The 25,995-nt window shown below is 34.6% G+C and carries 23 protein-coding genes; 1 reads left to right on the top strand and 22 read right to left on the bottom strand.

Annotated elements, in window-relative coordinates; translation table 11 throughout:
• Positions 1-7: 7 nt before the first annotated feature.
• Both PSU83_RS14545 and PSU83_RS14550 read right to left on the bottom strand, forming a co-directional pair.
• Positions 8-1,288 (bottom strand): ABC transporter ATP-binding protein, encoded by a 1,281-nt coding sequence (locus tag PSU83_RS14545; RefSeq protein WP_300590276.1) that lies wholly within the window; start codon positions 1,286-1,288, stop codon positions 8-10.
• A gap of 28 nt (positions 1,289-1,316) precedes the next feature.
• Positions 1,317-2,198 (bottom strand): ABC transporter permease, encoded by an 882-nt coding sequence (locus PSU83_RS14550; RefSeq protein ID WP_363319907.1) that lies wholly within the window; start codon positions 2,196-2,198, stop codon positions 1,317-1,319.
• Between the two features lie 124 nt (positions 2,199-2,322).
• Here PSU83_RS14550 and PSU83_RS14555 point away from each other — a divergent pair, with 124 nt between their 5' ends.
• Entirely contained in the window at positions 2,323-3,066 is a 744-nt protein-coding gene (locus tag PSU83_RS14555; RefSeq protein WP_300590277.1) for a CpsB/CapC family capsule biosynthesis tyrosine phosphatase, read from the top strand.
• On the opposite strand, the gene PSU83_RS14560 is transcribed toward PSU83_RS14555, so the two are convergent.
• The 20 genes from PSU83_RS14560 to PSU83_RS14655 form a co-directional block, all read right to left on the bottom strand.
• Entirely contained in the window at positions 3,063-5,474 is a 2,412-nt protein-coding gene (locus PSU83_RS14560; RefSeq protein ID WP_300590278.1) for a tyrosine-protein kinase family protein, read from the bottom strand. The genes PSU83_RS14555 and PSU83_RS14560 overlap by 4 nt on opposite strands.
• 6 nt (positions 5,475-5,480) lie before the next feature.
• Positions 5,481-6,242: a polysaccharide biosynthesis/export family protein gene (locus PSU83_RS14565; protein ID WP_300590279.1), complete on the bottom strand. Its 762-nt coding sequence runs from the start codon at positions 6,240-6,242 to the stop codon at positions 5,481-5,483.
• Between the two features lie 138 nt (positions 6,243-6,380).
• On the bottom strand, positions 6,381-8,330 hold the full coding sequence (locus PSU83_RS14570; RefSeq protein ID WP_300590280.1) for a nucleoside-diphosphate sugar epimerase/dehydratase: 1,950 nt from the start codon (positions 8,328-8,330) through the stop codon (positions 6,381-6,383).
• Between the two features lie 29 nt (positions 8,331-8,359).
• Positions 8,360-9,502 carry a DegT/DnrJ/EryC1/StrS family aminotransferase gene (locus PSU83_RS14575; RefSeq protein ID WP_300590281.1) on the bottom strand — a complete coding sequence of 381 codons (1,143 nt, stop codon included), beginning with the start codon at positions 9,500-9,502 and terminating at the stop codon, positions 8,360-8,362.
• Positions 9,503-9,506: 4 nt separating this feature from the next.
• Positions 9,507-10,058, bottom strand: a complete 552-nt coding sequence (locus tag PSU83_RS14580; protein WP_300590282.1) for a sugar transferase — start codon at positions 10,056-10,058, stop codon at positions 9,507-9,509.
• Positions 10,055-10,687 (bottom strand): NeuD/PglB/VioB family sugar acetyltransferase, encoded by a 633-nt coding sequence (locus tag PSU83_RS14585; RefSeq protein WP_300590283.1) that lies wholly within the window; start codon positions 10,685-10,687, stop codon positions 10,055-10,057. The genes PSU83_RS14580 and PSU83_RS14585 overlap by 4 nt, the downstream gene beginning before the upstream one ends.
• Positions 10,688-10,690: 3 nt before the next feature.
• Complete coding sequence (locus PSU83_RS14590; protein WP_363319904.1) at positions 10,691-11,269, bottom strand: sugar transferase; 579 nt, start codon at positions 11,267-11,269, stop codon at positions 10,691-10,693.
• 28 nt (positions 11,270-11,297) lie between these two features.
• Positions 11,298-12,263, bottom strand: coding sequence for a sugar-transfer associated ATP-grasp domain-containing protein (locus PSU83_RS14595; RefSeq protein ID WP_300590285.1), 966 nt, complete (start codon positions 12,261-12,263; stop codon positions 11,298-11,300).
• 42 nt (positions 12,264-12,305) lie between these two features.
• Positions 12,306-13,439: a hypothetical protein gene (locus tag PSU83_RS14600; protein WP_300590286.1), complete on the bottom strand. Its 1,134-nt coding sequence runs from the start codon at positions 13,437-13,439 to the stop codon at positions 12,306-12,308.
• Positions 13,432-14,592, bottom strand: coding sequence for a glycosyltransferase family 4 protein (locus tag PSU83_RS14605; RefSeq protein WP_300590287.1), 1,161 nt, complete (start codon positions 14,590-14,592; stop codon positions 13,432-13,434). Before PSU83_RS14605 ends, PSU83_RS14600 begins: the two co-directional genes overlap by 8 nt.
• A 15-nt stretch (positions 14,593-14,607) precedes the next feature.
• A complete protein-coding gene (gene gmd, locus PSU83_RS14610; RefSeq protein WP_300590328.1) occupies positions 14,608-15,765 on the bottom strand; it encodes a GDP-mannose 4,6-dehydratase in 1,158 nt (385 codons plus the stop codon).
• A 24-nt stretch (positions 15,766-15,789) separates the two neighbouring features.
• The gene (locus PSU83_RS14615; protein WP_300590288.1) at positions 15,790-16,740 is read right to left on the bottom strand and encodes a GDP-L-fucose synthase; all 951 of its coding nucleotides are present in this window, start codon (positions 16,738-16,740) and stop codon (positions 15,790-15,792) included.
• Positions 16,741-16,746: 6 nt separating this feature from the next.
• Entirely contained in the window at positions 16,747-17,883 is a 1,137-nt protein-coding gene (locus tag PSU83_RS14620) for a glycosyltransferase family 1 protein (RefSeq protein ID WP_300590289.1), read from the bottom strand.
• Between the two features lie 24 nt (positions 17,884-17,907).
• A complete protein-coding gene (locus PSU83_RS14625; protein WP_300590290.1) occupies positions 17,908-18,804 on the bottom strand; it encodes an NAD-dependent epimerase/dehydratase family protein in 897 nt (298 codons plus the stop codon).
• A 15-nt stretch (positions 18,805-18,819) separates the two neighbouring features.
• On the bottom strand, positions 18,820-19,899 hold the full coding sequence (locus PSU83_RS14630; protein ID WP_300590291.1) for a glycosyltransferase: 1,080 nt from the start codon (positions 19,897-19,899) through the stop codon (positions 18,820-18,822).
• On the bottom strand, positions 19,881-20,876 hold the full coding sequence (locus PSU83_RS14635; protein ID WP_300590292.1) for a glycosyltransferase: 996 nt from the start codon (positions 20,874-20,876) through the stop codon (positions 19,881-19,883). The genes PSU83_RS14630 and PSU83_RS14635 overlap by 19 nt, the downstream gene beginning before the upstream one ends.
• The gene (locus tag PSU83_RS14640; RefSeq protein WP_300590293.1) at positions 20,849-21,859 is read right to left on the bottom strand and encodes a hypothetical protein; all 1,011 of its coding nucleotides are present in this window, start codon (positions 21,857-21,859) and stop codon (positions 20,849-20,851) included. Before PSU83_RS14640 ends, PSU83_RS14635 begins: the two co-directional genes overlap by 28 nt.
• Position 21,860: 1 nt before the next feature.
• Positions 21,861-23,753, bottom strand: a complete 1,893-nt coding sequence (asnB, locus tag PSU83_RS14645) for an asparagine synthase (glutamine-hydrolyzing) (protein WP_300590294.1) — start codon at positions 23,751-23,753, stop codon at positions 21,861-21,863.
• Between the two features lies 1 nt (position 23,754).
• On the bottom strand, positions 23,755-24,885 hold the full coding sequence (locus tag PSU83_RS14650; protein ID WP_300590295.1) for a CapA family protein: 1,131 nt from the start codon (positions 24,883-24,885) through the stop codon (positions 23,755-23,757).
• Positions 24,882-25,994: a polysaccharide (de)acetylase gene (locus PSU83_RS14655; RefSeq protein WP_300590296.1), complete on the bottom strand. Its 1,113-nt coding sequence runs from the start codon at positions 25,992-25,994 to the stop codon at positions 24,882-24,884. Before PSU83_RS14655 ends, PSU83_RS14650 begins: the two co-directional genes overlap by 4 nt.
• Between the last annotated feature and the right edge of the window lies 1 nt (position 25,995).

The raw sequence follows: 25,995 nt of genomic DNA on the forward strand, positions 1-25,995 counted from the left end.
TTGAGTTTTAATATATAATTGAATTTTTATTGCCAAAATCGAATTGAAGTGATGGTCTCACATAACCGGCCCACTCACCATAATAATTAATTCCTTCCCTAAAATCGGCCACATCCAAATTAATAATATTAGTAATGGTTAATAGTGACGTACTGTTACTTACAAAATGTAAATCAATTGAGTATAATTTACTATTTAAAAAATTGGCCGGCAAAACTAATTTAGAAACATACTCGCCTTTTTCTGTGAATTTAACTGAAGTTATTTGACTAAATATTATTGCATCATCTACTAACGATTTAAAATTTATGGCTAAATTAAAATTATCTATATTTTTAAAAACAGAGAAGTCAATTTTAACTATTAATTCTTCATTAATAGTATAATAAACTTCATTTAAGGTTGATATAATTTCTACTGCATTTAATCTAACGACCGCATTACCAAAAGTAGTTGAATTTTTATCAAAACTTTTAGGATTGACATCATCCAATTGATCAATTGAAATATATTTATTTAGAGAATCCTCTACCCCTCCATCAAAAACTACCTTACCATGTTCTAAAACAATTCCTCTACTGCACAAATTCTTTACAGCACCCATATTATGACTAACAAATAATACGGTTCGACCTTCTCCTTTACTCACGTCGTTCATCTTACCCAAGCATTTCTTTTGAAATTCGGCATCACCCACAGCCAACACTTCGTCTACTATTAAAATCTCGGATTCCAAATGCGCAGCAACAGCAAAAGCTAATCTAACATACATTCCTGATGAGTACCGTTTTACGGGCGTGTCAATATACCGTTCAACACCTGAAAAAGCAACTATTTCATCAAATTTACGAGTAATTTCATGCTTACGCATGCCAAGTATAGCGCCGTTCAAATAAATGTTCTCTCTTCCTGTCATTTCGGGATGAAAACCAGTACCAACTTCTAATAAAGAGGCTATTCGACCTTTCGTGTAAATTTTTCCCGTTGTGGGCTGAGTTACTTGACTTAAAATTTTTAATAAAGTACTTTTTCCTGCTCCATTACGTCCAATTATTCCAACGGAATCTCCCTGATTTATTTCAAAATTTACGTCTTGCAGCGACCAAACGTAATCGCTTTTGCCCCTACTTGAGCGGTCGTTAGCTTCACCAATTTTTAAAAATGGATCCTCTTTACCTTGAATATTGTGCCACCATCGCTTCAAATCATCTCGAATAGTTCCTGTTCCTACAAGTCCTAATCGGTATTGTTTTGAAATATTCTCGGCTTTTATTACTACTCTACTCATTTATTTTAAAAATATTCAATTTTCTGTTTTAGACCGTATCCATAAAGTTTTTTTGCACTTTATTAAAAACTAATACTCCAATTGCTACTATTCCAACAGCAAAAAGCGATGGATAAATTAACAAATCCCAACTAAAATTTCCTACACCTAAATAGGCATACCGCATATAATCAAACAATCCAACTAATGGATTCAAGTTAATTATCCAAGCGTACTTTTCAGGAACGGATGAACTAGGATAAATAACCGGCGTGGCATACATAAACAATTGTACGCCGAAAGTTATAAGTTGGTTTAGATCTTTATATTTAGTAGTCATAGAGGATAAAATCAGTCCGACTCCCATGGCTATTAGTGCCATTAATAGAATAATATAGGGCGTTAGTAAAATCCAAAGATTAGGTTTTATTTGACCTTGCAAAGCATAATATACCACAAAACAAATAAAAAGTAAATACTGTACGCCAAATTTCATTAAATTAGAAATCACTATAGTTAATGGCATTATTAATCGCGGAAAATATACCTTACCAAAAATACTAGCATTAGAATTGAAAACGCCTGAAACCGTAGTTAAGCAACTTGAAAAATAATTCCACAACGTAATTCCCGCCATATAAAACACTACTTTAGGAGCGCCATCTGTTGAAAGTTGGGCAATATTCCCGAAAATAATCGTAAAAGTGATGGTCGTCAAAATAGGCTGTATAAAAAACCATAATGGACCAAGTATTGTTTGTTTATAAACAGTTACAAAGTCACGCTTTACAAAAAGCGCAAGTAAATCTCTATAGTGCCATAATTCTTTAATACGTAAATCAAAAAGTGAACTTTGTGATTGTATTACTGAATCCCACTCTTGATTTTGATTATCTTTTACTGTTTTAATGATCGTACTATTTAAAATTATTCACCCGCAAATATATAAATTACATAAGGTGCAAAAAAAGAATTGAATTGATTTATTCAGTAAACTGTTAACATTTAAAAAAAATGTTTTTATTTGTATAGATTTGTATCTTAAACACTTTATTTTGCTACACTTTTTCAAACAAAAAAAACCTTATTTACGAGATTTAATTCCAGATAACTTTATTGATATTCATTCCCATTTATTGCCAGGAATTGATGACGGAGCTTCAACTATTGAGCAGTCTGCACTATTAATAAACGGATTAGAAGAAATAGGATTTAAAAAATTTATTACTACTCCTCATATTATGGGAGAAATTTGGAACAATACCAGTAGTGGAATTAATGAAAAACTAGCTAGTACTCTTTCAGAAATAAAAGTTCCGAATATTAACAATCGCTTAAGAGCTGCTGCTGAATATATGATGGACGGTGAGTTTACCGAACTTTTCAAAAAAGAAAAGCTTTTATGTTTAAAAGACAATTTTGTTCTTGTCGAAATGTCTTATTTAAATCCACCCATTCAGTTATTTGAAATTTTATTCGAACTTCAAGTTGCAGGTTATCAACCAGTTTTGGCACATCCTGAGCGTTATCTTTTTTATCATACTCCGTCATTAAGTAATTACCGAAAGCTAAAGGATGTTGGCTGTCTGTTTCAGCTGAATATGCTTTCTACTACAGGATATTATGGGGAAAGAGTAGCTAAAACGGCTGATTTACTGCTAAAAAATGGTTTAATTGATTTTGTTGGCTCTGATGTGCACCACAACCGCCATCTAGAATTTATGCATAAAAAAATTGTCTTGAAAAACTTCGACTACTTACGTCCCATTTTTCAAAACAATTCTTTTTTTAATTTTTAAGCGTTGCGTTTCTTAAAGAAGGACTTTACTCTGTCTAATAAAGATTCTTTAGTTCCCATATCAGCATCGTAACCATAGCCGTAACCATAAGCATAATTATACTTGTAGCTGTAGCCATACGTTCCGTATCCTTTATAGTTGGAACCTACATTATTGATAACATAAGCCATATTTTTTAGTTTTCCTTTTTCGCTTAAGTTGACTGAGAATTCGAGAATTTTTTTAGGTGTGAAGTCCGCTCGTACTAAGTATAATGTCGTATCCGCCAAATGAGAAATAACAAGAGTGTCTGTAACAAGTAAGGTTGGCGGCGTGTCGATTATTACAAAATCATATTCTTTTTTGGCGTCTGAAACTAATTTTTCTAAGCGTCCGTTAGACAATAATTCAGCTGGATTTGGAGGAATAGCTCCTGATAATATAATATCTAAATTTGTGTTATCAAGATAACTATTCACAGTACTGTGCCAATCTACTGACATATCGTGCAAATAATCCTGAAGTCCATGTTGGTTTTTTTGAATATTTAGATAGGTATGCAATTGGGGATTTCTCATGTCTGCACCAATAAGCAAAACTCGTTTATTCATTATTGAAAATGAAATGGCAAGATTTAGTGCTGTAAACGTTTTACCTTCACCTTTAATAGTTGAAGTTATTAGAATTGTTTGTCCAACTGCCTCATTTTTTAGTGGAAATATATAAGTCAAATTGGTTCTTAATATTCTAAAAGATTCTCCTAAAATTGATCTATCATTGAGACCTGTTAATCTATTTTCTGCATTGATATATGGAATTTCTGAAAGGATAATTTTATTTCTTGTCAATTTTAAAACATCTTCTTTAGTATGCAACTTATCGTCAAGTAAGAACCTAACATATAAAAACAGGAATGGGATTAACAAACCTACTAGTATTGCTATTAGATAATACGTTAATTTTTTAGGCGCAACAGGACTTGGACTTGTCATCGCATAATCAATAATTTTTATAGATGAGGAAGTTACTGCAAAATTGATAGCTGCTTCTTCTCTTTTCTGCAAAAGCAATAAATACAGCGTTTCTTTAATATTTTGTTGTCGCTCGATTCCTCGTAAAACTTTTTCATTATTGGGAATAGCGCTGAATTTTTGACTTGATGACTTTTGAATATAATCATTTTTAGAAAGCGAAACTTGCAATTCCTGCTGGTACGAATTAATGGATTCACTTATGTTTGCTTTAAGACTTACTAATTTAGCATTTAATGATTGAATTATTGGATTTTTGCTTAAACCGCTTAAAGATTGACGTTCACGTTCTAAAACTACCGCATTGTATTCCGTAATTAATAAGTTTATAGATCCGTTGGTCAAACCAATATTTGCTGGCATTAATCCAAGTTTCTTATCTGATTTTACTGTTTGTTCAAGTACTTTTGACAATGCAATTTGTGTTTCTACTTGAAAAACGCCGTCCGTTGAACTAATTTTACCCGATGTAGCAGTCGTGGCATCCGCATCAATAAAAGTTAATTCGTTGTTGCGTTTATAATTCGCTTTATTGGTTTCTACCGAGTCTAATTGTCTTTCTAACGATTTAAATCGGGTATTCACGAAATCTATTGTTCTTTGAGAAACTGCTCTTCTGTCATTTAATCCATCAACATCAAACTGCTTTATTACTTCATTCAGTATTATTTCCGATTTATCTGTATTGGCACCAACTAAGGAAAGTATTAAAATATCGGAATTTTTATTGCTATTCGCAATATTTAAACTTCTTGACAGGTTCAAGGCTACTGATTCTACTGAAGCATGGACGATCAAAAACTTCCTGCCGTTTAATGTCTTTAAATTTGTTCCAACCTGAAGCGATAATCGGTAGGGAATCTTGTTTATATATTGAACGGAATTAAAAGGATGAATCTTTGAAGAGGAAGAAGACGATGAGTTGATTACTTTATAACCGTCATTTGTAATTTCAATTTCAAACGAGATGGACTTCCCATCCATTTCAACTGAAGAATCTAGCCAATCGATTGCAAATGGTCTGTTTTTCCAAATTTCAATGTTGTTCAAATAGCCAACATTATAATATTGGTTATTCAGATTTAAACTTTTACAAACTTGTTCGAGAAGACGGTAGGATTTTAAAACTTCGATTTCATTATCCAAATTAATTTTACTTTTTCCAAATAATGCTGCGGTAGTGGGCAAAACAAAACCACTTTTTGTGTCATCAATAATCTTTACTTTAGCTTTTGATTCAAAGACTGAAACCGTATGATTCAAATAGTATTTGACCACAAAAAAACAAATCAGCACAGATATAACAAAGTAATACCAATAGCGTAAATAGATGAAAAACTGTTCTAAAAAGTCAAAACTATTATGCTTTTCTTGAAGATCAGGTTGCGAATTTTCCATTAAAAATTATTGTTTTAATAATAAAAAGACTGTTAGTCCAAAGGTTAATACTCCAAGAATACCACCAATATTACTCAAATAACCAGAAGTCATTATCTTGGCTCCGTTAGGATTTACAATAATAACATCATTTTGTTTTATATAGTAATATGGACTTGAAAACCAATCCGAAGAGGTTAAATCAAGTTTAACATAAGTTCTAGTTCCGTTATTTTCTCTTATCAACAGTACATCTTTTCGGACACCGTTCACTGTCAAATCACCAGCGTAACCTATTGCCTGATTAAGTGAAATGTTCTGTTCATCAAAACTGTAGGTTCCAGGATTTTTAACTTCACCCAAAACCGTGACTTTACTATTGATTACTCTAACGGTAACATTTGCATTTTTAAGATAGCCGTTATCATTCAACATTTCCGCTAATGATTCCTGTAATTCAGTTGTAGTTTTTCCTGTAACTTTCAGTGGTCCTAATACCGGAAAAGTTATAAATCCTTCTGATGAAACTAAATAACCTTGAATTTTCAAAGTATTTGTGTTCAAAGCAGCATTAACGGAAGATTCTACATTAAATGGCTTTGCTGATTCGGGTACTAAGGCGTCTATTTTTATATACAAAATATCATTAATCTGTATTTCATTGGAAACATAGTTTATCTGATTTTGCGAATTGTTTTTAATGTCTTGATAATAAAGAATATCCTTTTTATTGGCACACGATGTTACTAAAAATAGTATGACAAAAGATAAAAGTATTTTTTTAATCATTATATATTTCTTTAATTTTTTGTTATTATTTGTAAAAATTTATGTGAAAATTACAAAGCAGCAAAGCTACAATTTGATTTTATATTTCATGTAAGTTTATTTGAATTTAAATAAGATACGCAAAGCATCTTTAGCACATTAGTCAATATCTAAAGTTTGATATTCCGAATTCATACTTTTAAATTCGGGCACAATCCTCTTCATTTGGGCAACAACTTCAAGGCTAGACGATTTTTTTGTGATGGATATTAATTCCAATATAGACTCTTTAACTTCCTCAAAATCGCAATTCCGATCTTGGGCAATCATGATTTTTACATTATGAGTTGGTAGTGTTTTGGACGTATCGTTCAATAATTCTTCAAACAATTTTTCTCCTGGTCTTAAACCAATAATTTTTATATAAATATCCTTATCGGGCTTAAATCCAGCCAGTCGAATCATTTTTTTTGCCAAATCAATTATTTTGACAGGTTCTCCCATATCAAAAATATAAATCTCACCACCATTACCCATAGCCCCAGCTTCAAGCACCAACTGACAAGCTTCCGGTATGGTCATAAAATAACGTATAATGTCAGGATGTGTAATAGTAATTGGTCCACCTTCTTGAATTTGCTTAGTGAACAAAGGAACAATCGATCCGTTTGAACCTAAAACATTTCCAAATCGTGTCGTAATGAATTTGGTTGCATTTTTTTCATTGGAACTCACCAAATGATAATTCAGTGATTGCACATATTTTTCAGCAATCCGCTTACTTGCGCCCATTACACTACTCGGATTTACAGCTTTATCGGTAGAAATCATAACAAACTTTTCGACTAAATACTTCTTAGATAAATCAGCAAGGTTTTTGGTACCAACAACATTAGTGAAAATTGCCTGTGCCGGATTTTCCTCCATTAGCGGAACGTGTTTATAAGCAGCAGCATGGTAAACAAAATCGGGTTTGAATTTTTCAAAAACCATTTCAAGCGCATTGTAATCTTTAATATCTGCAAGTACTGTTTGAATTTTTATATCAGTCGATTCGGCTGATATTTCAAGATTCAAGCTATGCAATGGCGATTCCGCTTGATCCAGAATTATAATTTTATAGGGGTTAAAACTCATAAGCTGCCTTACTATTTCACTTCCAATAGAACCAGCACCACCAGTAATCATAACGTTCTTACCCTTTATCTGTGTAGAAATTTTATTATTATCTAAAACGATTGGCTTTCGCTCCAATAAATCTTCAATTGCAAAATTCTTTAATTGATTGGAAATCTGATTTTGATCTTCCCAATCTGTAATCAATGGAACTGTAAAAACCTTAAAGTTATAATCTAAACATTCTTCAACAAGTTGAACCGTTTCTTCTTTAGTCAAACTTTTTTCAGCGATAATCAGCGCTTCCGCATTAACTGATTTTAAAATAACATGGATGCCTCTCGTCTGATTGATTATCGGAAGATTTAAAATACTTTTATTGGTCTTATCCTTTTTAAATTTATTTACGAAAGCAATAACGTTAAATCGGGCTGGTTTTTCAGTTTTTAAAGCATTGGCAACCGAAATTGCATTGGCATCTGCACCATAAATAACCACTCTTGTTAGCTGATTTGTATCTGCAACATGCAAGTATGTTTCAAAAACATTCTTTACCAAAATTCTGAAAAGAAACAATAATAAAAAGGAAATCAAATAAGTGATAAATAAACCTGTTGACAGGAATAATCTATCATTTAAAAAAAATTGATATGAATAATTGAAAACCATCAACCCCAAATAAGAAGCCGTTGTGGCGACTAAAAGCTTCACTCCATCAATAAAAGTTGAGTGTCGTATGATACCGCTGTAGGTACTGAAAAATATAAAAGAAATGGCATTTACGAATACGACAAACCCATATTGCAAATAAGGATTTATAGTCAAATATAGTTTTACGTTCAAACTTAAAACTATCACTTGAGTAATAGCACATGCCATTAAAACAATAAAAACATCAATGGCAAATATGATCCACCTTGGCAGGTAGCCGATGTTTTGAAATCGCTTCGTAGATACAATCTTTCCTAAAAATTTAATGATAAATTCACGCATATTAAAAGACCAGTTTCTACAAATTTATGTTAAAATAGGTTAAAAAAAGTGGTAAGTGCATTAGAAATTCTTTTTTTATCTTGCTCTGATAGGTTAGAACCTGATGGTAAGCAAAGTCCATTTTCAAAAAGTTGTTCCGAAACTGTACCGCCGTAATAAGGATATTGCTTAAATATAGGTTGCAAATGCATGGGCTTCCACAAAGGCCTACACTCTATATTTTCTTTCTCTAACGCTATTCTTAAATCCGTACTGGACTTTCCTAAAGCCTCAGGATCAATAACAATACAACTTAGCCAATGGTTTGAAAAATAGTCAGAATTGGGTTCAGTGAATACCGAAACCTCTTTTATGTCTTTGAAAAAATCAACATAAAAATCGTGCATCTGTCGCCTCAAATTGATGTGTTGTTTCAAAATTTCCATCTGTCCTCTTCCTATTCCGGCACAAATGTTACTCAATCTATAGTTATAGCCAATTTCTGAATGTTGGTAATGTGGTGCTGCATCTCGAGCCTGTGTGGCTAAAAAAATAGCTTTCTCTTGTACTTCTTTGGAATGCGACACTAAAGCGCCTCCGCCCGAAGTTGTGATTATTTTATTTCCGTTAAATGATAAAGCTGCAATGTCACCGAAAGTACCACAATTGCTTCCTTTATAAGTACTTCCCAATGCTTCAGCGCTGTCTTCCAAAATCGGAATTCCGTATTTATCTGCTATAGCTCTAATTTCGTCCGCTTTATATGGCATTCCATACAAATGAACTGGAACAATTGCTTTTGGTTTTTTCCCTTTTGAAATTCGATCAACAATAGCTTTTTCTAATGCAACTGGGCACATGTTCCAAGTTTCCGTTTCACTATCAATAAATACTGGAATCGCTCCAAGATAAAGTATCGGATTAGCTGAAGCCGAAAAGGTAAAACTTTGACAAATTACCTCATCGCCGGCCTGAACGCCCAATAAAACTAATCCTAGATGAAGGGCGGCTGTGCCTGAACTTAAGGCAGCAATATGCACATCATCATTTAAAAATTGTTCTAAATCCTGCTCAAATCCGGTAACATTTGGTCCTAAAGGTGCAACCCAATTGGTATCAAAAGCTTCTTTTATGTACCCTTGCTCAGTGCCTCCCATATGCGGTGACGAAAGCCAAATTTTTGAATTATTCATTTTCTTAAAAAATGGTTTTAATTATAATTTTGATGTCTAATAAGAGATTCTGATTGTAATAATAGTCTAGATTCATCTTTACTTTATCAGGAAAAATAACATGGTCATTATAGTCTAAAGGATTTTCCTGCTGTTCTAAAATGGCTTCTTCGTTGTAATATTTTAGGGATGCTTCACTTGTTATTCCTGGCTTTAATTCCAGTACTTTTCGCTCATTGCCTTCCAATTTATCATAATACCCTTCGATATCGGGTCGTGGCCCAACAATGCTCATTTCTCCTTTCAACACATTCAAAAACTGAGGCAGTTCATCAAGTTTATATTTCCTGAAAAAGAATCCAGTTTTAGAAACATTATCCGTTTTTGGATGCATTGTTTTTAGCTTATAAATCGTAAAAAGCTTTCCAAATTGACCAACGCGTTGTTGAAAAAAGAGTCCGTTAGATTTAGTATCAAACATCAAAATCAACCACGAAATTAGTATAAAAGGTAAAAATAGAACCAAGGCTACTATCGAAAAAACAAAATCAAAACATCTTTTTATAATGGCTTTCATTTGATACTTCTAGCCGGAATTCCCACTACAACATCCGATTCGGAAACATCTGAAACTACCATTGCCTGGCCGCCAACAGTAACATGATCGCCAATTTGAACGCTCTGAACAGTCGAAGCTCCAATACCCAATTCTACACAACTTCCAATAGACGTATTTCCACCCAGATTTACACCTGGTGCCAACGATGAAAAAGATTTTATACCACAGTTGTGACCGATACTGCAATTCATGTTGATTACAACAAAATCATTGATCTCAGTCTCATAATTGATTGTTGTTCCCGGATAAATGATACAGCCTTTTCCAAATGCAACCGCTTCTGAAACCCATGCATCTTTTGCTATAAAATTAGGAAATTCAAAAGACAAATTTTGATAGTGCTCAAACAATCTTTTCTTAATTGCCGGGAAAGCAATTCCCCAAACAATAGCTATATTGTTACCCGAATACTCTGGCAGTTTATCCACAGAACCTAATACGGGAAAACCAGCAATAATCCTGTTATGTTTGGAAATATCATCATCCAAAAAACCAATAATTTCATAGCATTGGGTAAACTGATTGATATTATAAGCAATAAATTTACCAACACTTCCAGCACCGATTATAAGTAGTTTTTGATTCATTTTTTAATTATTTCCGTTAAAGGGTTGCATCGGTCGATCATCACTTTGGTTTACGCCTTCGGCTCGAATTACTTTAACAAAAGTCAACCATAAAATTTTACTATCTAACAAAAAGGAAAGATGATCTACGTAATAAATATCAAAATCAAACTTTTGTTTCCAACTTATTGAATTTCGTCCGTTAACCTGAGCCCAACCAGTAATTCCAGGGCGAACATCATGTCTACCCAATTGCACTTCAGAATAGAGCGGAATGTATTTATATAACAAAGGTCTTGGCCCTATCAAACTCATGTCGCCTTTGAGAACGTTCAGTAACTGTGGCAACTCGTCTATGGATAACCGTCTTATAATTTTTCCGGCTCTGGTGATTCTTTGATTATCCGGCAACAGTTTTCCTTCTGAATCTTTGGCATCGGTCATCGTTTTAAATTTGATAATCCTAAATGCTTTTTGCTTAAAACCAGGTCGTTCCTGAAAGAAAAAAACACTCCAGTTATTCTGAAAGGCAAGGATAAAATAAGTACCAATAATAATTGGAGCAGTAAGCAACAATCCAATTATCGAAATTAAAATATCCAAAAATCTTTTAAAAAACAGTCGGTACATCTTAATGTAAATAAGGTTCTAATTTGGATTTTAATCCTTGTTTTGTCGGCAATTGCCATAATAATTTACACCAGTCGTGGTTGCCTTCAATAAATCCTGGACCCTTTTCGGTAATGACAATATCCCAGCCAATAGAACGGTTTTCAGGATGTGCTTTCGCAGCTTTTTTAACCATAGCCACTGTTTCGTTCCAAAACGGAATCTGCAAACCTACAATTTCAACGCCAGTTATGGGATGCGTTTTCTCGTCTGGTTTGGTGATATCGCTGTAAACTCCGGTTCCTGAAATGATTCCGGTTATTTCATCAATTGTTGCAGCCATATTTCCTGCAGCCATATTATCTACATCCGAATTGACTGAAATCCGTTGTCGACAACCCAATAAAACAACCTCATTATTGTCGTCCAATTGTGTAAAAATCCGCACCGTATTCACTCCTGAAGGCGATAACGCATTTAAAACCGAATGCTGTTGTATAAATTCTTCCACCAAATCAAACTGGCTGTTTTCCATAAAAGTAATTATGCTTTTGGCATCGAATTTTTTAGCATCTTCAATTTGGACATCAATTCCGCAATTCCCATCGGCAACTTTAAAAACCAATTTACCTGAAGGAGTGTCCAAAATTTTTTGCACCAATTCGGGTTTCGATTTCAAATCGACTAAATCTGCAACATTATGCACAAAATATTCTTTATATAATCGATAAAATTTGGTCTTATCATCCAAAATATCGCGTGAACTTTTCGGATTCATTTTCAATTGGTATTCAAACATATATCCCGTTCCAGCCCAAGTTTTACGATGTTCTTTGGTAAGTTCAAAAAATCGGAATTGAAAATATTCTAAAAGGGAAATGTTGTAATTAAAAACAGAAGCAATTGCATCAGTCAAAAGACTAAACTTACTTCTACTGGTTAATTTAGAAGTGTGGTTCAGAAAAAGACTAAATTTCTTCCAATCCATATTTTTGAGATAGTATCCTAAATAAAGTATCCTTTTAAACATCTATTTATTTTTAAGATAGGTTGCTAATTCGTCGGCTGACATAAATTCAACATCCGGCCACTTTTTTACAATTTGGTGCAATAAACTTTTTAGAGCATCAAGTCCTTTTTCACGGTTTTGTTCCTCAATATGTCCACAAAAATTTACGCGATGTGAGCTGATTATTGCAGGTTTGTTCCAACGAAAAGCGGTTTCAATTTGTTTCATGGCAAACAAAACCCAGTCAACACCTCGATCTTCGGTTGGTTCAAAAACTACATTTCTAACCATAATTGTCAAACCTTCTTTGGTCTTTTTGCCACTATAATTGAACGATTTTTTAAAAACATTCAACCCTTGATGCTCGTTGCGCAGCAAAGCTAAATCTAAAAATTGGATTCCGTTCTCTTTTAACGTTTGAAACAACGAATGGTGAATATTGAAAACTGGCGGCGTAAAGTAAGTACTCGGATACCCGTAAACTTCTTCAAAAAGCTGTAATCCTTCAATCAGAATTGGTTTCAACGCTTCATTTTCTTTAACATCCCGAAAATCTAATTCTGCCATTGCCGACATTGATGGATAATCATCATCTGAAATACTCGTGTATGATTTATTCTTCAGAGCGGTCAGCAATTGTGCGTCTTTCTTCTTCAATTTGTCATTGAAAATAGTCAGATTTAAATGTTCTCTTCCGTGAAATTGTGGTTTTAAAAATCCTTTAGCGATTCCTTCTTTCCACAAATCCCAGGTTCCAGTATAGGCTATAGGTTGTTGAACAGCTAATTTTTTATACGTATTTGGTACGGTTTCAAAATGGAATTTTTCATAATGCTCACTTTCCATTTTCTCGAAATCAATATTACAAGGTAAAGCGAATGGCGTGAAAACAGCGTGTCGTCCGTTTTTATCTTTTACTGATGAAAGAACTGCAAATAGTTGTTCCAAATCCTGAGTCGTTTCTAATGTATCTAACGCGTCGAAACGGGAATAGATTTTCATTCCGGCAGCGTCCAAATTAGCTCTTGCTTCTGCCGAATTCAATCGCACATTGCCATAATCATCAACGGAAAAAACAACAATTTTACGTTTGGTTTTCCAACCAATGCTATTCTTTAAATTCGAAATAATACTTGATACTATTGGTTTAATCATGTAGTGGGTTCAAATAATAGTCGACAAATTTGTCGGCGTTGTCTCGTCTGAAAAGTTTCGCTGTCGCAATGGCATTAGCAGACATTTCAGACCATTTTTGTTTGTTGAAACTTAAGTCGAGAATAAAATCTTTGGCAAGATGTAAATCCTTTTCAACAAAACATGCTGCGGCTTTGTATTTATGCGCGTAAGTGTTCAGTTCCGAATCTTCTCCGGCGATATAAACGGATGGAATTCCGTAACTCATCAAATTATACGATTTACTGGGAACACTTCCTTTGGATGTTAATTCGTCCAAAATCACAATTCCTAAATCGGCTGCCGATAACGAAAACGGAAACATTTCATCTGACTGAAACGGCAAAAACGTACAATTCGGTAAATTCTTTTCTTCAACCATTTTCTGTAAAGCCGGAACTCTTGGTCCGCGACCGATAATTTGGAAAATGATATCGGTATTGTCTTTTAAAAGTTCGGCAAGTTCAATAACAACCTCAACTTTGTGGGTCAGGCCAATGTTTCCCGAATATTGAATTATGAATTTATCTTGTAAATTATGTTCGGTAACAAAAGGGTTTTTCTCTTTTGAAACTCGCTCGTTCGCCTGAAAAATAGACCAAATCGGTTGAATAATGATTTTAGATTTTGAAACATACACCTCTAAAAGTTCCGCTATTTTATCGCCAATAGTGAAAAGTCGGAATGCTTTTTTGAAAGATTTTCGATTCAGATTTGCCCAAATTCGGTAAACAATATGTGTTTCTTTCATTCCGGTAATCTTGAAAACATCGGGATAAACATCCCAAACCACCATGCTGAAACGGTTTCCAACAATCAGATTCAGTAAATACCCCATTGGCGGAATCGAAACAAAAAACACTTCGTGTTTCCGGTATTTGGTAAGCAAAAGCCAATAGATTTTAAGACAGGCAATAATATAAGAGATGAACTTTTTGCTTGCCGGACGTTCCACCCATTTGTTGATGTACCTAACTTCAACATTTGAATTGAGTTCTTCGCCCTGAATGTGAATGCTACCTGTAACTAAAGCTACATTTTCAAACTTTTCAGCAAAAGCATTGCAAAAACCAACAGTTAGATAATTGGACGCCTGATTGACTACAACAATCTTTCTATCTTTAATTTTATCCATTAAATAGTCACTAATTTATTCGGCCTGACGTAATATTTTGTGTCCGCCTTCGGCCAAATGAATGTCTCTTTGGAATAATTTTACATCCGAAGAAACCATTTCTTCAACCAGCATTTTTAAGTCATACTTTGGCGTCCATCCTAATTTGGTTTTCGATTTTGTTGGATCACCAATCAATAAATCGACTTCTGTTGGACGGAAATATGCTGGATCAACTCTAACAATTACACTTCCTATTGCTGGAAGTTTGATGTCTTTTGTGGCAAAATCTTTCCCTAAAGCAGTCTGGTATTTTTCAGTATCGATTGATTCCAAAACGCCAACTTCTTCAACACCGTCTCCCTGAAATTTTAAGGTTAATCCAACTTCCTGAAAAGCCATTTTTATAAAATCGCGCACTCGAGTTGTAACTCCGGTTGCAATCACATAATCCTCCGCAGTATCCTGTTGCAGAATTCGCCACATGGCTTCTACATAATCTTTGGCGTGACCCCAATCTCTTTGTGCATCAAGATTACCCATGAATAAATCAGTTTGCAAACCTAAAGCGATTTTAGCAACCGCTCGGGTAATTTTTCGGGTTACGAATGTTTCTCCGCGCAAAGGCGATTCGTGGTTGAACAGAATTCCGTTGCAGGCAAACATATTGTAGGCTTCTCTGTAATTAACCGTTATCCAATAAGCATAAATTTTGGCCACAGCATAAGGAGAACGCGGATAAAAAGGAGTCGTTTCCGATTGCGGAACGGCTTGCACCAATCCGTATAACTCCGATGTTGAAGCTTGATAAATCTTTGTTTTCTTTTGCAAACCTAGTAAACGAACCGCTTCTAAAAGTCGGAGTGTTCCAATTCCGTCTGCATTTGCCGTATATTCTGGAGTGTCAAAGCTTACTTTTACGTGAGACATTGCTGCCAAATTGTAAATTTCATCTGGTTGCACTTCTTGAATGATTCGGGTAATGTTCATCGAATCCGTCATGTCGCCATAATGCAATTTCAACCGAATTCCTTTTGCGTGCGGATCCTGATACAAATGATCAATTCTGTCTGTATTGAAAAGCGACGAGCGTCTTTTGATTCCATGAACCATATAGCCTTTTTCAAGAAGCAATTCGGCTAAATAAGCTCCGTCTTGTCCTGTAATTCCTGTTATTAATGCGACTTTCATTATTTTGATTTTTAATATATATAATAATTACATTTTGACTTCTTTGAACGAATGTTCATGTTTAAGAAACCAATCGTATGTTGTTTTTATTCCGTCTTCTAAAGAGATTTTGGCTTTCCAACCTTGCTTTGCCATTTTAGAAACATCCAATAATTTTCTTGGCGTTCCGTCTGGTTTTGTGCTGTCCCAGATTATTGCTCCGGTATGTCCGACTGTTTTCTGAATCAGTTCAGCCAAAGCTTTTATTGTCAAGTCAACTCCAGTTCCGATATTGTATAAGTTTTCTTCAAACGGATGTTCCAAAGCAAAAACAACCGCATCAGCTAAATCGTGAACATGAAGAAACTCGCGCATTGGTGTGCCCGAACCCCAAAGGGTTACCGATTCAGAATTATTTATTTTTGCTTCATGAAATTTACGAAGCATTGCAGGTAAAACATGTGAAGTCTGCAAATCGAAATTGTCATTCGGACCGTATAAGTTCGTTGGCATTAAACTCACAAAATCTTTTCCAAATTGCTTTCGGATTGCTTCGCAAGCTTTCACTCCCGAAATTTTTGCAATCGCATACCACTCGTTTGTGGGTTCCAAAGCAGCAGTCAATAGGCAATCTTCCTGCAGCGGTTGCGGCGCTAATTTTGGATAAATACAAGAGCTTCCCAGGAAAATAAACTTGTCTACATCCTGATTTAACGAAGCATCGATAAGGTTATTTTGAATTTGCATGTTCTCCATCAAAAAAGTAAACGGATAATTATTGTTGGCCAATATTCCTCCCACTCTGGCTGCTGCATCAATTACAACATCTGGTTTTGCTATCGTGAAAAATTCTTGAACCGCTGCTTGATTTCTCAGGTCGAGTTCTTTGCTGGTTTTACCCACAAGGTTTTCGTAGCCTTTACTTTGCAGCGCATTCCAAATGGCACTTCCGACCATTCCCTTGTGTCCTGCGATGTATATTTTTGAAGATTTGTTCATTGTCTTTTATTTAAAAACAGTTAGTAATTCGTATGCTGCCGCTTTCATTCGGTTTTCATAAGAATCGTATAGTTGTTTTGTGTAATCTCTATTTGGATAATTTTCCAGAATCGAAACCAATTGTGCTACATTATGAGGTTCGAAATACGTTCCTTTTTCTTCTAACTGCTCGATATTCACATTCAGATTGGCCGCAATTACGGGAACCTGAAGCGATCTTGCGTCTTCTATAACAGTGCTCCAGCCTTCAAACAAACTAGGTTGCAGAATCGCTTTCGAATATTTCATCAATAAAAATTGGTCGCCTCTTGGAATCAATCCCAAAAATTTAATGGACTTTTTCAAATCATTTTCATTAATAATATCATGCAATTCCTGCATGTATGGCGAATCCGGTTCATCGGGAAATCGACCTGTGATACCGATACTGACTTCGATACCCTTTTTCTTCAATTCGGCTACAGCTTCAAAAACAACTTTGTGATTCTTGTGTTTGTGAAACTGATTGCTAATCATATAGTAATGTTCGGGCAACTCATATTTCGCTCTGATTTCGTCAAAAGTCATATCGGTTATGCCTTCAATGATGGAAACAAAATGATAAATATGAATGTTTAATCCTTTCGGAATCTTAAAAAATTTAATAAAATCATCTTTCACAGCCTGACTTGAAACGACCAAATCTTTAGAATTTTTCAGAATCAGTTTGATTCGGGCATTTCTTTCTACGATTTTTCTTTTGGTAAAAAACTGTGGATAATGCATATGCTGCAAATCGGCGTACCATGAAACTAATTTCGCATCTAACTTACTTTTAACTGGATAATCGTGCATTGGAAAAATCGCATCTAGTTTGTGATTTATAACCAAATCGTGTACAAAAATGTTTTTGTTTTTTAAGATTGAGTCAATATATCCTTTATAAATTGATGAAAAACTATGCTCCACTAATTCAAGATAAGGATAGTCAATTTCTGCCACATATTTTTGTAGGTTTGGATTATAGATGATAACAATGACAGGTTTGTCTTTTTCATCCAAAAAATTCAAGGTTTTGATTATATTCAAAATATAAATCATCCCTCCAGTCCATTTTGGATTGAAATTAAACATAATACCTAACCTAAACTTTTGTTCTTCCATAAAATAGTACACAGATTTCTGAAATTAATTTACTCCTTTAACCCAAACAATATAATCATTAATTCCCTTTTCAATAGAAATAGTTGGATGGTAACCCATTGATTTTAATATTGAAATATCTGCTTTCCAGTTCAATGGATCACCTGCTTTAACAACTTTATTAAATTTAATCAATTGATCAGACTTTAAGTTTGTTTTATACAATTCAGCGATGAACTTAATTGAATATTCTTCTCCATTGGCAAGGTTGATTGATTCGCCAACAAAATCAGCATTGTGTATAATTAAATTTATGGCTTGTACAATGTCATCTACATGGATAAAATCTCTTGTTTCATCACCAGTTCCAAATAATTCTACGGTTTGCTGCGAGTTGAACTTATTAAATAAATCCCACAAAAGCTGTTTTTTTAATCCGTTGCCATAAGCTGAAAAAATTCTGGCAGAACAAGTTGGAATTTGATAATAGTCATAAAATTCTTTACATATTTGCTCCGCTTGACGTTTATGAATTCCGTATGGTGACAAAGGTTTCAGAACAGCGTCTTCTTTTATAGGCAGACTTTCCGGATTGCCATATACCGCAGCACTTGAAAGATTAATAAACCTGCATTTTGGCTGATAGGTTCTGATAGCATCCAGTATTTTAAAAACATTTAAAGTATTTAAACTAAAATCCTTCAACGGAAATTCTAATGAAAGTGGGACACTTGCCGCACCTGAACAATTGATACAGACATCAAACTCATTTTTCTCAAAGATTTGATGGTAATCCGAATTTGTCGCATCAATTTGAAAGTAATTTTTGTCTACATAATCCGTTACAACATCGCACCCAAAAACTTCATGATTATTTTGTGTAAAAAAATTATATACGCTAAATCCAATAAATCCTTTCGAGCCTATTACTAAAATTTTCATAATCTATTATTTTTATTATGCTGATGGAAGTAAAAACTCCTTGTACTGTTCGGCAATAATTTTTAAATCGTTTGTTTGTCTAATTCTTGAAGCTTTACTTCCCATTTCTTGCAATACCAATTCATTATCAATCAATAGTTGTAATTTTTCTGCAAAAAGGGTTACATCACCTACTGGAATCAAAAATCCATTTTCGCCTTGATTTATAATGTCTGAAGGTCCGGCAACGCAGTTGAAACTCACTGGAGCTAATCCGTTGGCCATTCCTTCAATCAAAGCATTAGGATAGCCCTCTATTATAGACGTAAATCCAAATATTTTGGCTTGCGACAGATAAAAATCGACTTCTTTTTGGAATCCGCAAAATTCGACTTTTTCTGCGATATTCAGTTGTTTTGCTTGATTTTTTAGATCCTCTATCAATGGTCCATCTCCAATTATGGCTAATTTCCAGTCTGGCGCATGAATTTTCGAGAAAGCTTCAAGTAAAAAATGTTGTGCTTTTTCATACGAACAACGCCCAAGCGTTACGATTAGATTCCTTCTATCGTGCTGATAATCTTTGATTTCTCTAAGAAAATTTGGAATGACTACGATAGGACAACTGTATTTTTTTTGATAGACTTCTTTGGCATAGTTCGTCTGAGCAATGATGCCGTCAATTCTAAATTTAAAAATCGAATAGCAAAAATTATAAAATCCATTGAACAAGGCATTTCCTGGAAACCGTACTCGGTCTGGGCTACTTCGTCCTGAAATAATTACTCTTGTTTTTAATCCGACTGACGTTAAGATTCCCAAAAGCATATAACCCAAACAGAAAACAGCATCTGGTTCTTCAGCTTTAATGTTTTTTCTCAAATACCACAGCAAGGCTGGAAATGATAAAATTTTGCCGTATTTATCACGGAAATTAGTAGGTTCAATGAGTTTTACTTTGGGATGTAATTCGTAAAAATTAACTCTTTTAAACATTACCAAGACGGTAACATCACTACCGTTCTCAACCATATAATTTGCTAAAACCACGGCGGTTCTTTCGGTTCCACCCGGAGTTAGCTTGGGCAATACTATTACTATTTTCTTTTTCTCCATTTTTTTCTGCGCTCGTGCAAATAATAACCAAATTGCAACATACCGAGTGTACTTAAAATTCGCTTGAATTTACTGGTTTGGGTAGTGTTGATTAAAAAATTGAACAAATTATTTATCTTATTGGCTTCAAATTCTGAAAATTGAAAAGGAACACTAGTTTTTAATGTTGTGGTATCGAATCGGGTGAATTTATCATGCTCTCGAGTTCGGGTTCCTTGTCCGTCGTTACCAATATTGAACGTTTTGGTACTGTAAGGCGTTACCGTATATAAATCATTTTTAACCATATGATATACATACCGATAGTCTAAAACCAAAGGTTGATTTTTATATACACTTCTCTGAAAAGCGGTGAATAAATCAATTCCGATTTGATCTAACTTCTTTACAAAATTGCTGTTGTTTAAATCTTCTTTTACTGTCGCTATTGACAAATCGGAGGTCTTTTGTATTTTATCTTTCCACGTCGCAAATCCCCAAGGACACCAGCGGTTCGTGAAATATATTTCAGATTTTAAATCAGCATCCCAATCATAAAAAACCGAATGTGAAAAGCCCGAAATGGAGATGATTTTTTCCTCGTTTTTATAGAAATCCAATCCTTCATTCATAAATTTTAAAAAATCGGGAGCCACAACGATATCGTCTTCTAAAAAGATAACAGTTTCATTTTCTTTAAAGATCAAATCAAAAGCATCGGTATACGCTTTGTTTAAGCCTTTATTCACTTTTGGCGCAACTACCAAAACGTTGCTAAATCCGCTGATGGTTTGAATATACGCTCTAACCGCCTGGATTTTGTCATTATCTTCACTTTTATAAGCTGCATCAGAAGATATGTAAAGTACGGATTGCTTTGACTCTGTACAGTTTTTTAAGGATTCGATGCATTTTTTCAGGCTGTCTAATCGATCGTAAACCATCACTAAAATTGGCGCGTACTTCTTCATTACCTGCGCATCAAATCTACCATCCATTCATACGGATTGAATGTTCCTTCATACCAATTCATTTGTTCATCCCAATAACCAACGCAGGCATCGTAACCTCCATTGGCAAACCCAAAACTTATTTCAATCAGTAAAGGTTTTTTATTTTCATTCATTACAAAATCATAAGCAATGCATTGGGCTTTTAGTTTTTTGTTGATTTCAAAAGCAGCTTTTACAAAACGCTCATCTATAGCTTCTTTATCATATAAAATAAATCCACTTCCAGATGCTCTGAAATCATCTTCGCGATTCATTCTTTTAATTCCAAATGCTTTGTCTTTAACAACTACAATTCTAATATCCGAATCATTATTGGCAATAAACTCCTGAAAATAAAGATAGTTCATTTCGTTACCCATTACTTTGGCATATCTTGGCGGATTTGCTAATCGTATAAAACCTTTTGCAACATCAAATAAATCCGTTTTTCCTAAGCGCCATTTTCGAAATCTTTCTTTAACGCTTCCCCAGCCGTCGTATGCCGGAAATCCTTTTCCGAAGGCTTTGTTTGCTAGGGATTTCGCTTCTTGTTTAGTTTTAGCTAATTGCACGTTTTGCGAACCCGCACCGCCTTTTAATTTAAACACTTTTGGAAAAGAAGTGCTTTCAATCCACTCATAGGCTGTTTTTTTATCGTAGAAAACCCAAGTCGGAACCAAATCGATTTCCAAGGCCTCTAATAAATATTTCTGGGCTACTTTATCATCAAAATGCCAAGCTGTATTAAAATCGGGGAAGACTTTCATACCGCTTTGTTCCAACGAAAAAAGCAATGATTTTGCCATTACAATATCTGTTGGACTTGCCTGATGATAATGCCACATTAATACCGAGCATCCTTTTAATTGCTGAATGATATCGTTATCATAGCAATTGACCAGTTTGTAGGGGATGTTATTCTTGTCGCAATACTCAATCCATCGGTAATGGAATAAATCAGTACTTTTATTTTTGTGAATGGCTATCATTTTAATCTAAATAGTGTTGTGCCCACAATTCAAAACCGAGCATTAACCAAATGGCATCCATTTGATCTGGTGATGCAATTGAAATATTGCTTATCCATGAATTTAATTCTTTTAGGTCAAAAAGCCCTCTTTTCTGAATTCCGGGAGCTACTTGCTTATTCCATTTTTCCTGAAATGCTTTCGAGGAAAAGAATTCCCTTAACGGAATCCCGAATCCCATTTTATCTCTGTAAGCAAATGATTCTCCAAATTTAGATGCACAAATATCTTTTAGCAGGATTTTGTTTTCATCTTTTCCATTGCGTTTCCCAATTAACAACTCACCTGGAATATTTAATGAAGTTGTTACCATATGGTTATCCAAAAATGGTACGCGGTTTTCGATGCAATGCGCCATGGACATTTTGTCCTGACGCATCAATAAATCGGGCAAATAGGTAAGCAATTCGTATTTTCTTTGTCTAAGGTTTGTATTTCCTTTGAGTTTTTGCAAAAGACTAACCCTTTCTTTAATAGCGGTTTCTAATTTGAAATCGGATTTCAATGAATGAGCGGTTGCCAGACTTCCAAATGCTGTTTCCATTACCATTCTCTTATTTGGATTAAAAAAATAGGATAAATATTCGAAAGCAAAATTCATATTTCTTTTCAGTCCACCAAAAAATTCTCTTTTGAAATAAGGAAACTGAAGTGCTTTGACAAAGCGGCCGTAACCCGCAAGACATTCGTCTGCGCCTTCTCCACTTAATAAAACGGTAACGTGTTTTTTGGCTTCTTGGCTAAGCAAATAAATTCCAATCGTATTTGGATGATTTAAAGGGTGTTCAAAATGCCAAATCGCTTTTTCCAAAACTTCGAAATAATAATTGGCATTCATTTCATATTTGTGGGCTTTGAGATTTAACTGCTCAGCAACCTCATCAATATATTTTTCTTCTGAAAAACGAGGGTCTTTAAAAATAATGGAAATAGTTTCCAAATTCCCGTCGTTCAATGATTTCGAAGCATAGTAACTTACCAATGAAGAATCAACACCTCCAGAAAGCTGGCAGCCCAATTTCACATCGCTCATCATTTGGGAATCGACACTTTGCCGTAATGCATTTTCTAAAGCAACACCCGCATCTTTGTGTTTATAGGGTTGCGTTCCTTCACTATCTAATTCGTAATAAACATGTGATTGAATTTTATCTTTTTTAATGCTCAGATAAGTTCCTGGTATGCAATTGGTAATATTCTTGAAAAGCGTATCATTTATTACATTTCGGAATAAGAGAAACTCATCCAATTTTGTGTAATCGGCCTCAAATTTAAAACCCGGTAAGGGTTTGAAACTTTTCAATTCGGAGCCAAAAGCAAGCCTGCCTTCTTCTTGTAAAATGTAGAGCGGCTTTATTCCGAAACGATCTCTGGCAAGAAATAACGTTTCTAATTCTAAATCATAAATGGCTAAAGCAAACATTCCGTTAAGCATTGAAATCATTTTCTCCATTCCATATTCTGAATACAAATGGAGCACAATTTCTGTGTCTGAAGTACTTTTGAACGTATATCCCTTCTGCTCTAATTCTGGTTTAAAATCGAAAGCATTGTAAATTTCGCCGTTCATCATCAAAATCACTTTCTCATTTGGACTAACCATAGGCTGGTGTCCCATTGGCGATAAATCGAGAATACTTAATCGGTTGAAACCAAAAATCAGATTGTTTTCATATTTAAATGATTGTTCTCCTGAAATTGAACTTGCTTCAAAAGTGCTATCATTGGTATTAATTCCGATAATACCTGAATCATCGGGTCCACGATGTTTTTGAATAGCGAGCATTTGACGAATAACAGTATTATTCGTCTCTTTTATGTCATTAAAATAATAATACCCTGTAAATCCGCACATGTTATTTAGTTGGATTTATAGATTGTAGTAATATATCTCGGTGTGCTTCGCAACGGATTAAATTGGTGTAAAGCAACTTTTTTCTTTTGGTAATAATAGAGGGTAATAGTCCTCTTTTATACAATCCTGCCATAATTTTTCCTTTGTACGGCTGAATCCATGTATTCATAACTGCTTTCCATGTTTCAGCATACTTATTAAATTCGGCTTCTAAAAGTGCATCATCCACGATTATAGAATTTAGTTTTTCTAAGTGTTCAACCATTATTTTTTTATCAATTTCGTTCAAGAGAGAAAGACCAACCGTATCATTATTTTGGGAAATGAATTCCATTTCAAAGCTTATCTTTTTACCTTTTTCAAATCCTAAACGAACCATCATTCCTTTGTTCCACGGTTTATTTCGTAATCCTTGCCAGTCGAAGCAAAAATTTCCTAAGCTATAAAAAATTGGTGCTTCTTTATACACTTCGTAACCCGAAATAATATGAGTATGATGCGCTACGACAGCATGGGCACCCGCATCTACAAAAAAACGATACCATTTTTTAATTCTTGGACTTGGCAATTCGTAATGTTCGTGTCCGCCATGCGCTATGACAACAACAAAATCCGCATTCTCTTTGGCTTCCTGAATTTTATAGAAATTGGCTGCTAAATCTTCCGGATGGCAACCTGGATTTATATCGTGCGTCGTGGTCCATTCATTCTCGGTTACGTTTATAAATGCAATAGTAGTAGTCTCGTTTTTCCAATAAAAAGTTTTTGACGCTTCATCAAAATTGGCTCCGCTTCCTAACCAAGAAATGTTGTGTTTATTTAGCGTTTCATAGGTTTCCTGCATTCCTTTCCAGCCATAATCTTTAAAGTGATTGTTGGCGGTTGCGACTAATTCACAATTCAGGTGATTTAAAATTGCAGCTGTTTCGGGATGCGCTTTAATATGAGGTCCGGTTTTGCTGATACCCGATTTAGAAGTTGTCAACGGACATTCCAAATCGAGGACATTCAAAGTATTCTCATCAAAAAATGGTTTGACATCTTCAAACAAATGCTTCCAATTGTTGGCTTTGAACTCGTTCTCAATGCGAAGCCAAGGGCAAAAATCGCCCGTAAAACCTATTTTAATCATATATAGTTAGATAATTCATCTGTTGTACTAAATTTTGCTTCTGGCCATTTTTTTACGATGGCTTTTAATAACTGATTTAAATCTTTTAAGCCGCGTTCCCCATTTTTTGGATTTATAAAACCAACAAAATTAATACGGTGCGAGCAAATCACAGCGGGTTTTGAAAACAAAAATGCATTTTGTATTTGAGCCAGACAGCTGTTTACCCAATCTTTTTGGGGCAACATACTAGGTTCAAAAAAGCAATTTCTGGTGTTGAAACGCAATCCATTTTGCTGTTGTCCAAAACTGTGTCTTATGGTTTGGTATTCATTAAACGTTCCAGTTGGCTGTAGTTGGGAGCGCAAACCTTGCATCCATTCAATACCTTGACTGGCTAAAAAAGGTTCTAACTTTGTATCCCAATTGTAGCAAGGGGCAATAAAACTCTTAGATTTAAAGCCGAAATGCTGTTCAAAAAGCTGCAATCCCTCGGCGATGATTGTTTTGTGCTGCTCAACTTCCTCTGGAGCATCCCAATCATAAGCTTCCATAAAACTATAATCTTCTTTTCCGGAGTACGTGGTCTGTTGTTCAAAAGAAGCCCGTATATCTTTATTTTTTGATTGCAGTGCTTTCATCCACCGCTTGACATTCAAATGCTCTCTTCCATGAAATTGCGGATAAAAAATCCCATCGTTCATTCCCGCTTTCCAAAGCTCAAAGTTATTCTGATGTTTTGGATAACGTTTTAAGGTTTCGGTAAAAGGTTCCCAAAAATAGTCTTTAAAATCATGCGCTTTAATCTTTTCAAAATCAGGATTAGCCATAATACTGTTAGCCGTAATTACTGCTGGTTTCCCGTCACTACCCTTATGTGAATGCAGAACAGCAAATAATTTTTCTAAATCGTCTTGGGATGCCAACGAATCATTTTTATAGATGCTGTTTGCAATCTGAAACCCTTTTCTTTCAAAATTAGATATCGCTTCCTTTGAAGGTGTTCGAATGGCACCCCAATCGTCAGACTCAATAATAATAAGTTTTTCTTTTATAGCTTTGCCCTTCTTGTTGATGTCTGCAGCAGCAGCAAAAGATTTTAAGTAAGCCATTTTATCAGTTAGTGACATA

The organism is Flavobacterium sp. (assembly GCF_029945805.1).
Taxonomy (GTDB): Bacteria; Bacteroidota; Bacteroidia; order Flavobacteriales; family Flavobacteriaceae; genus Flavobacterium.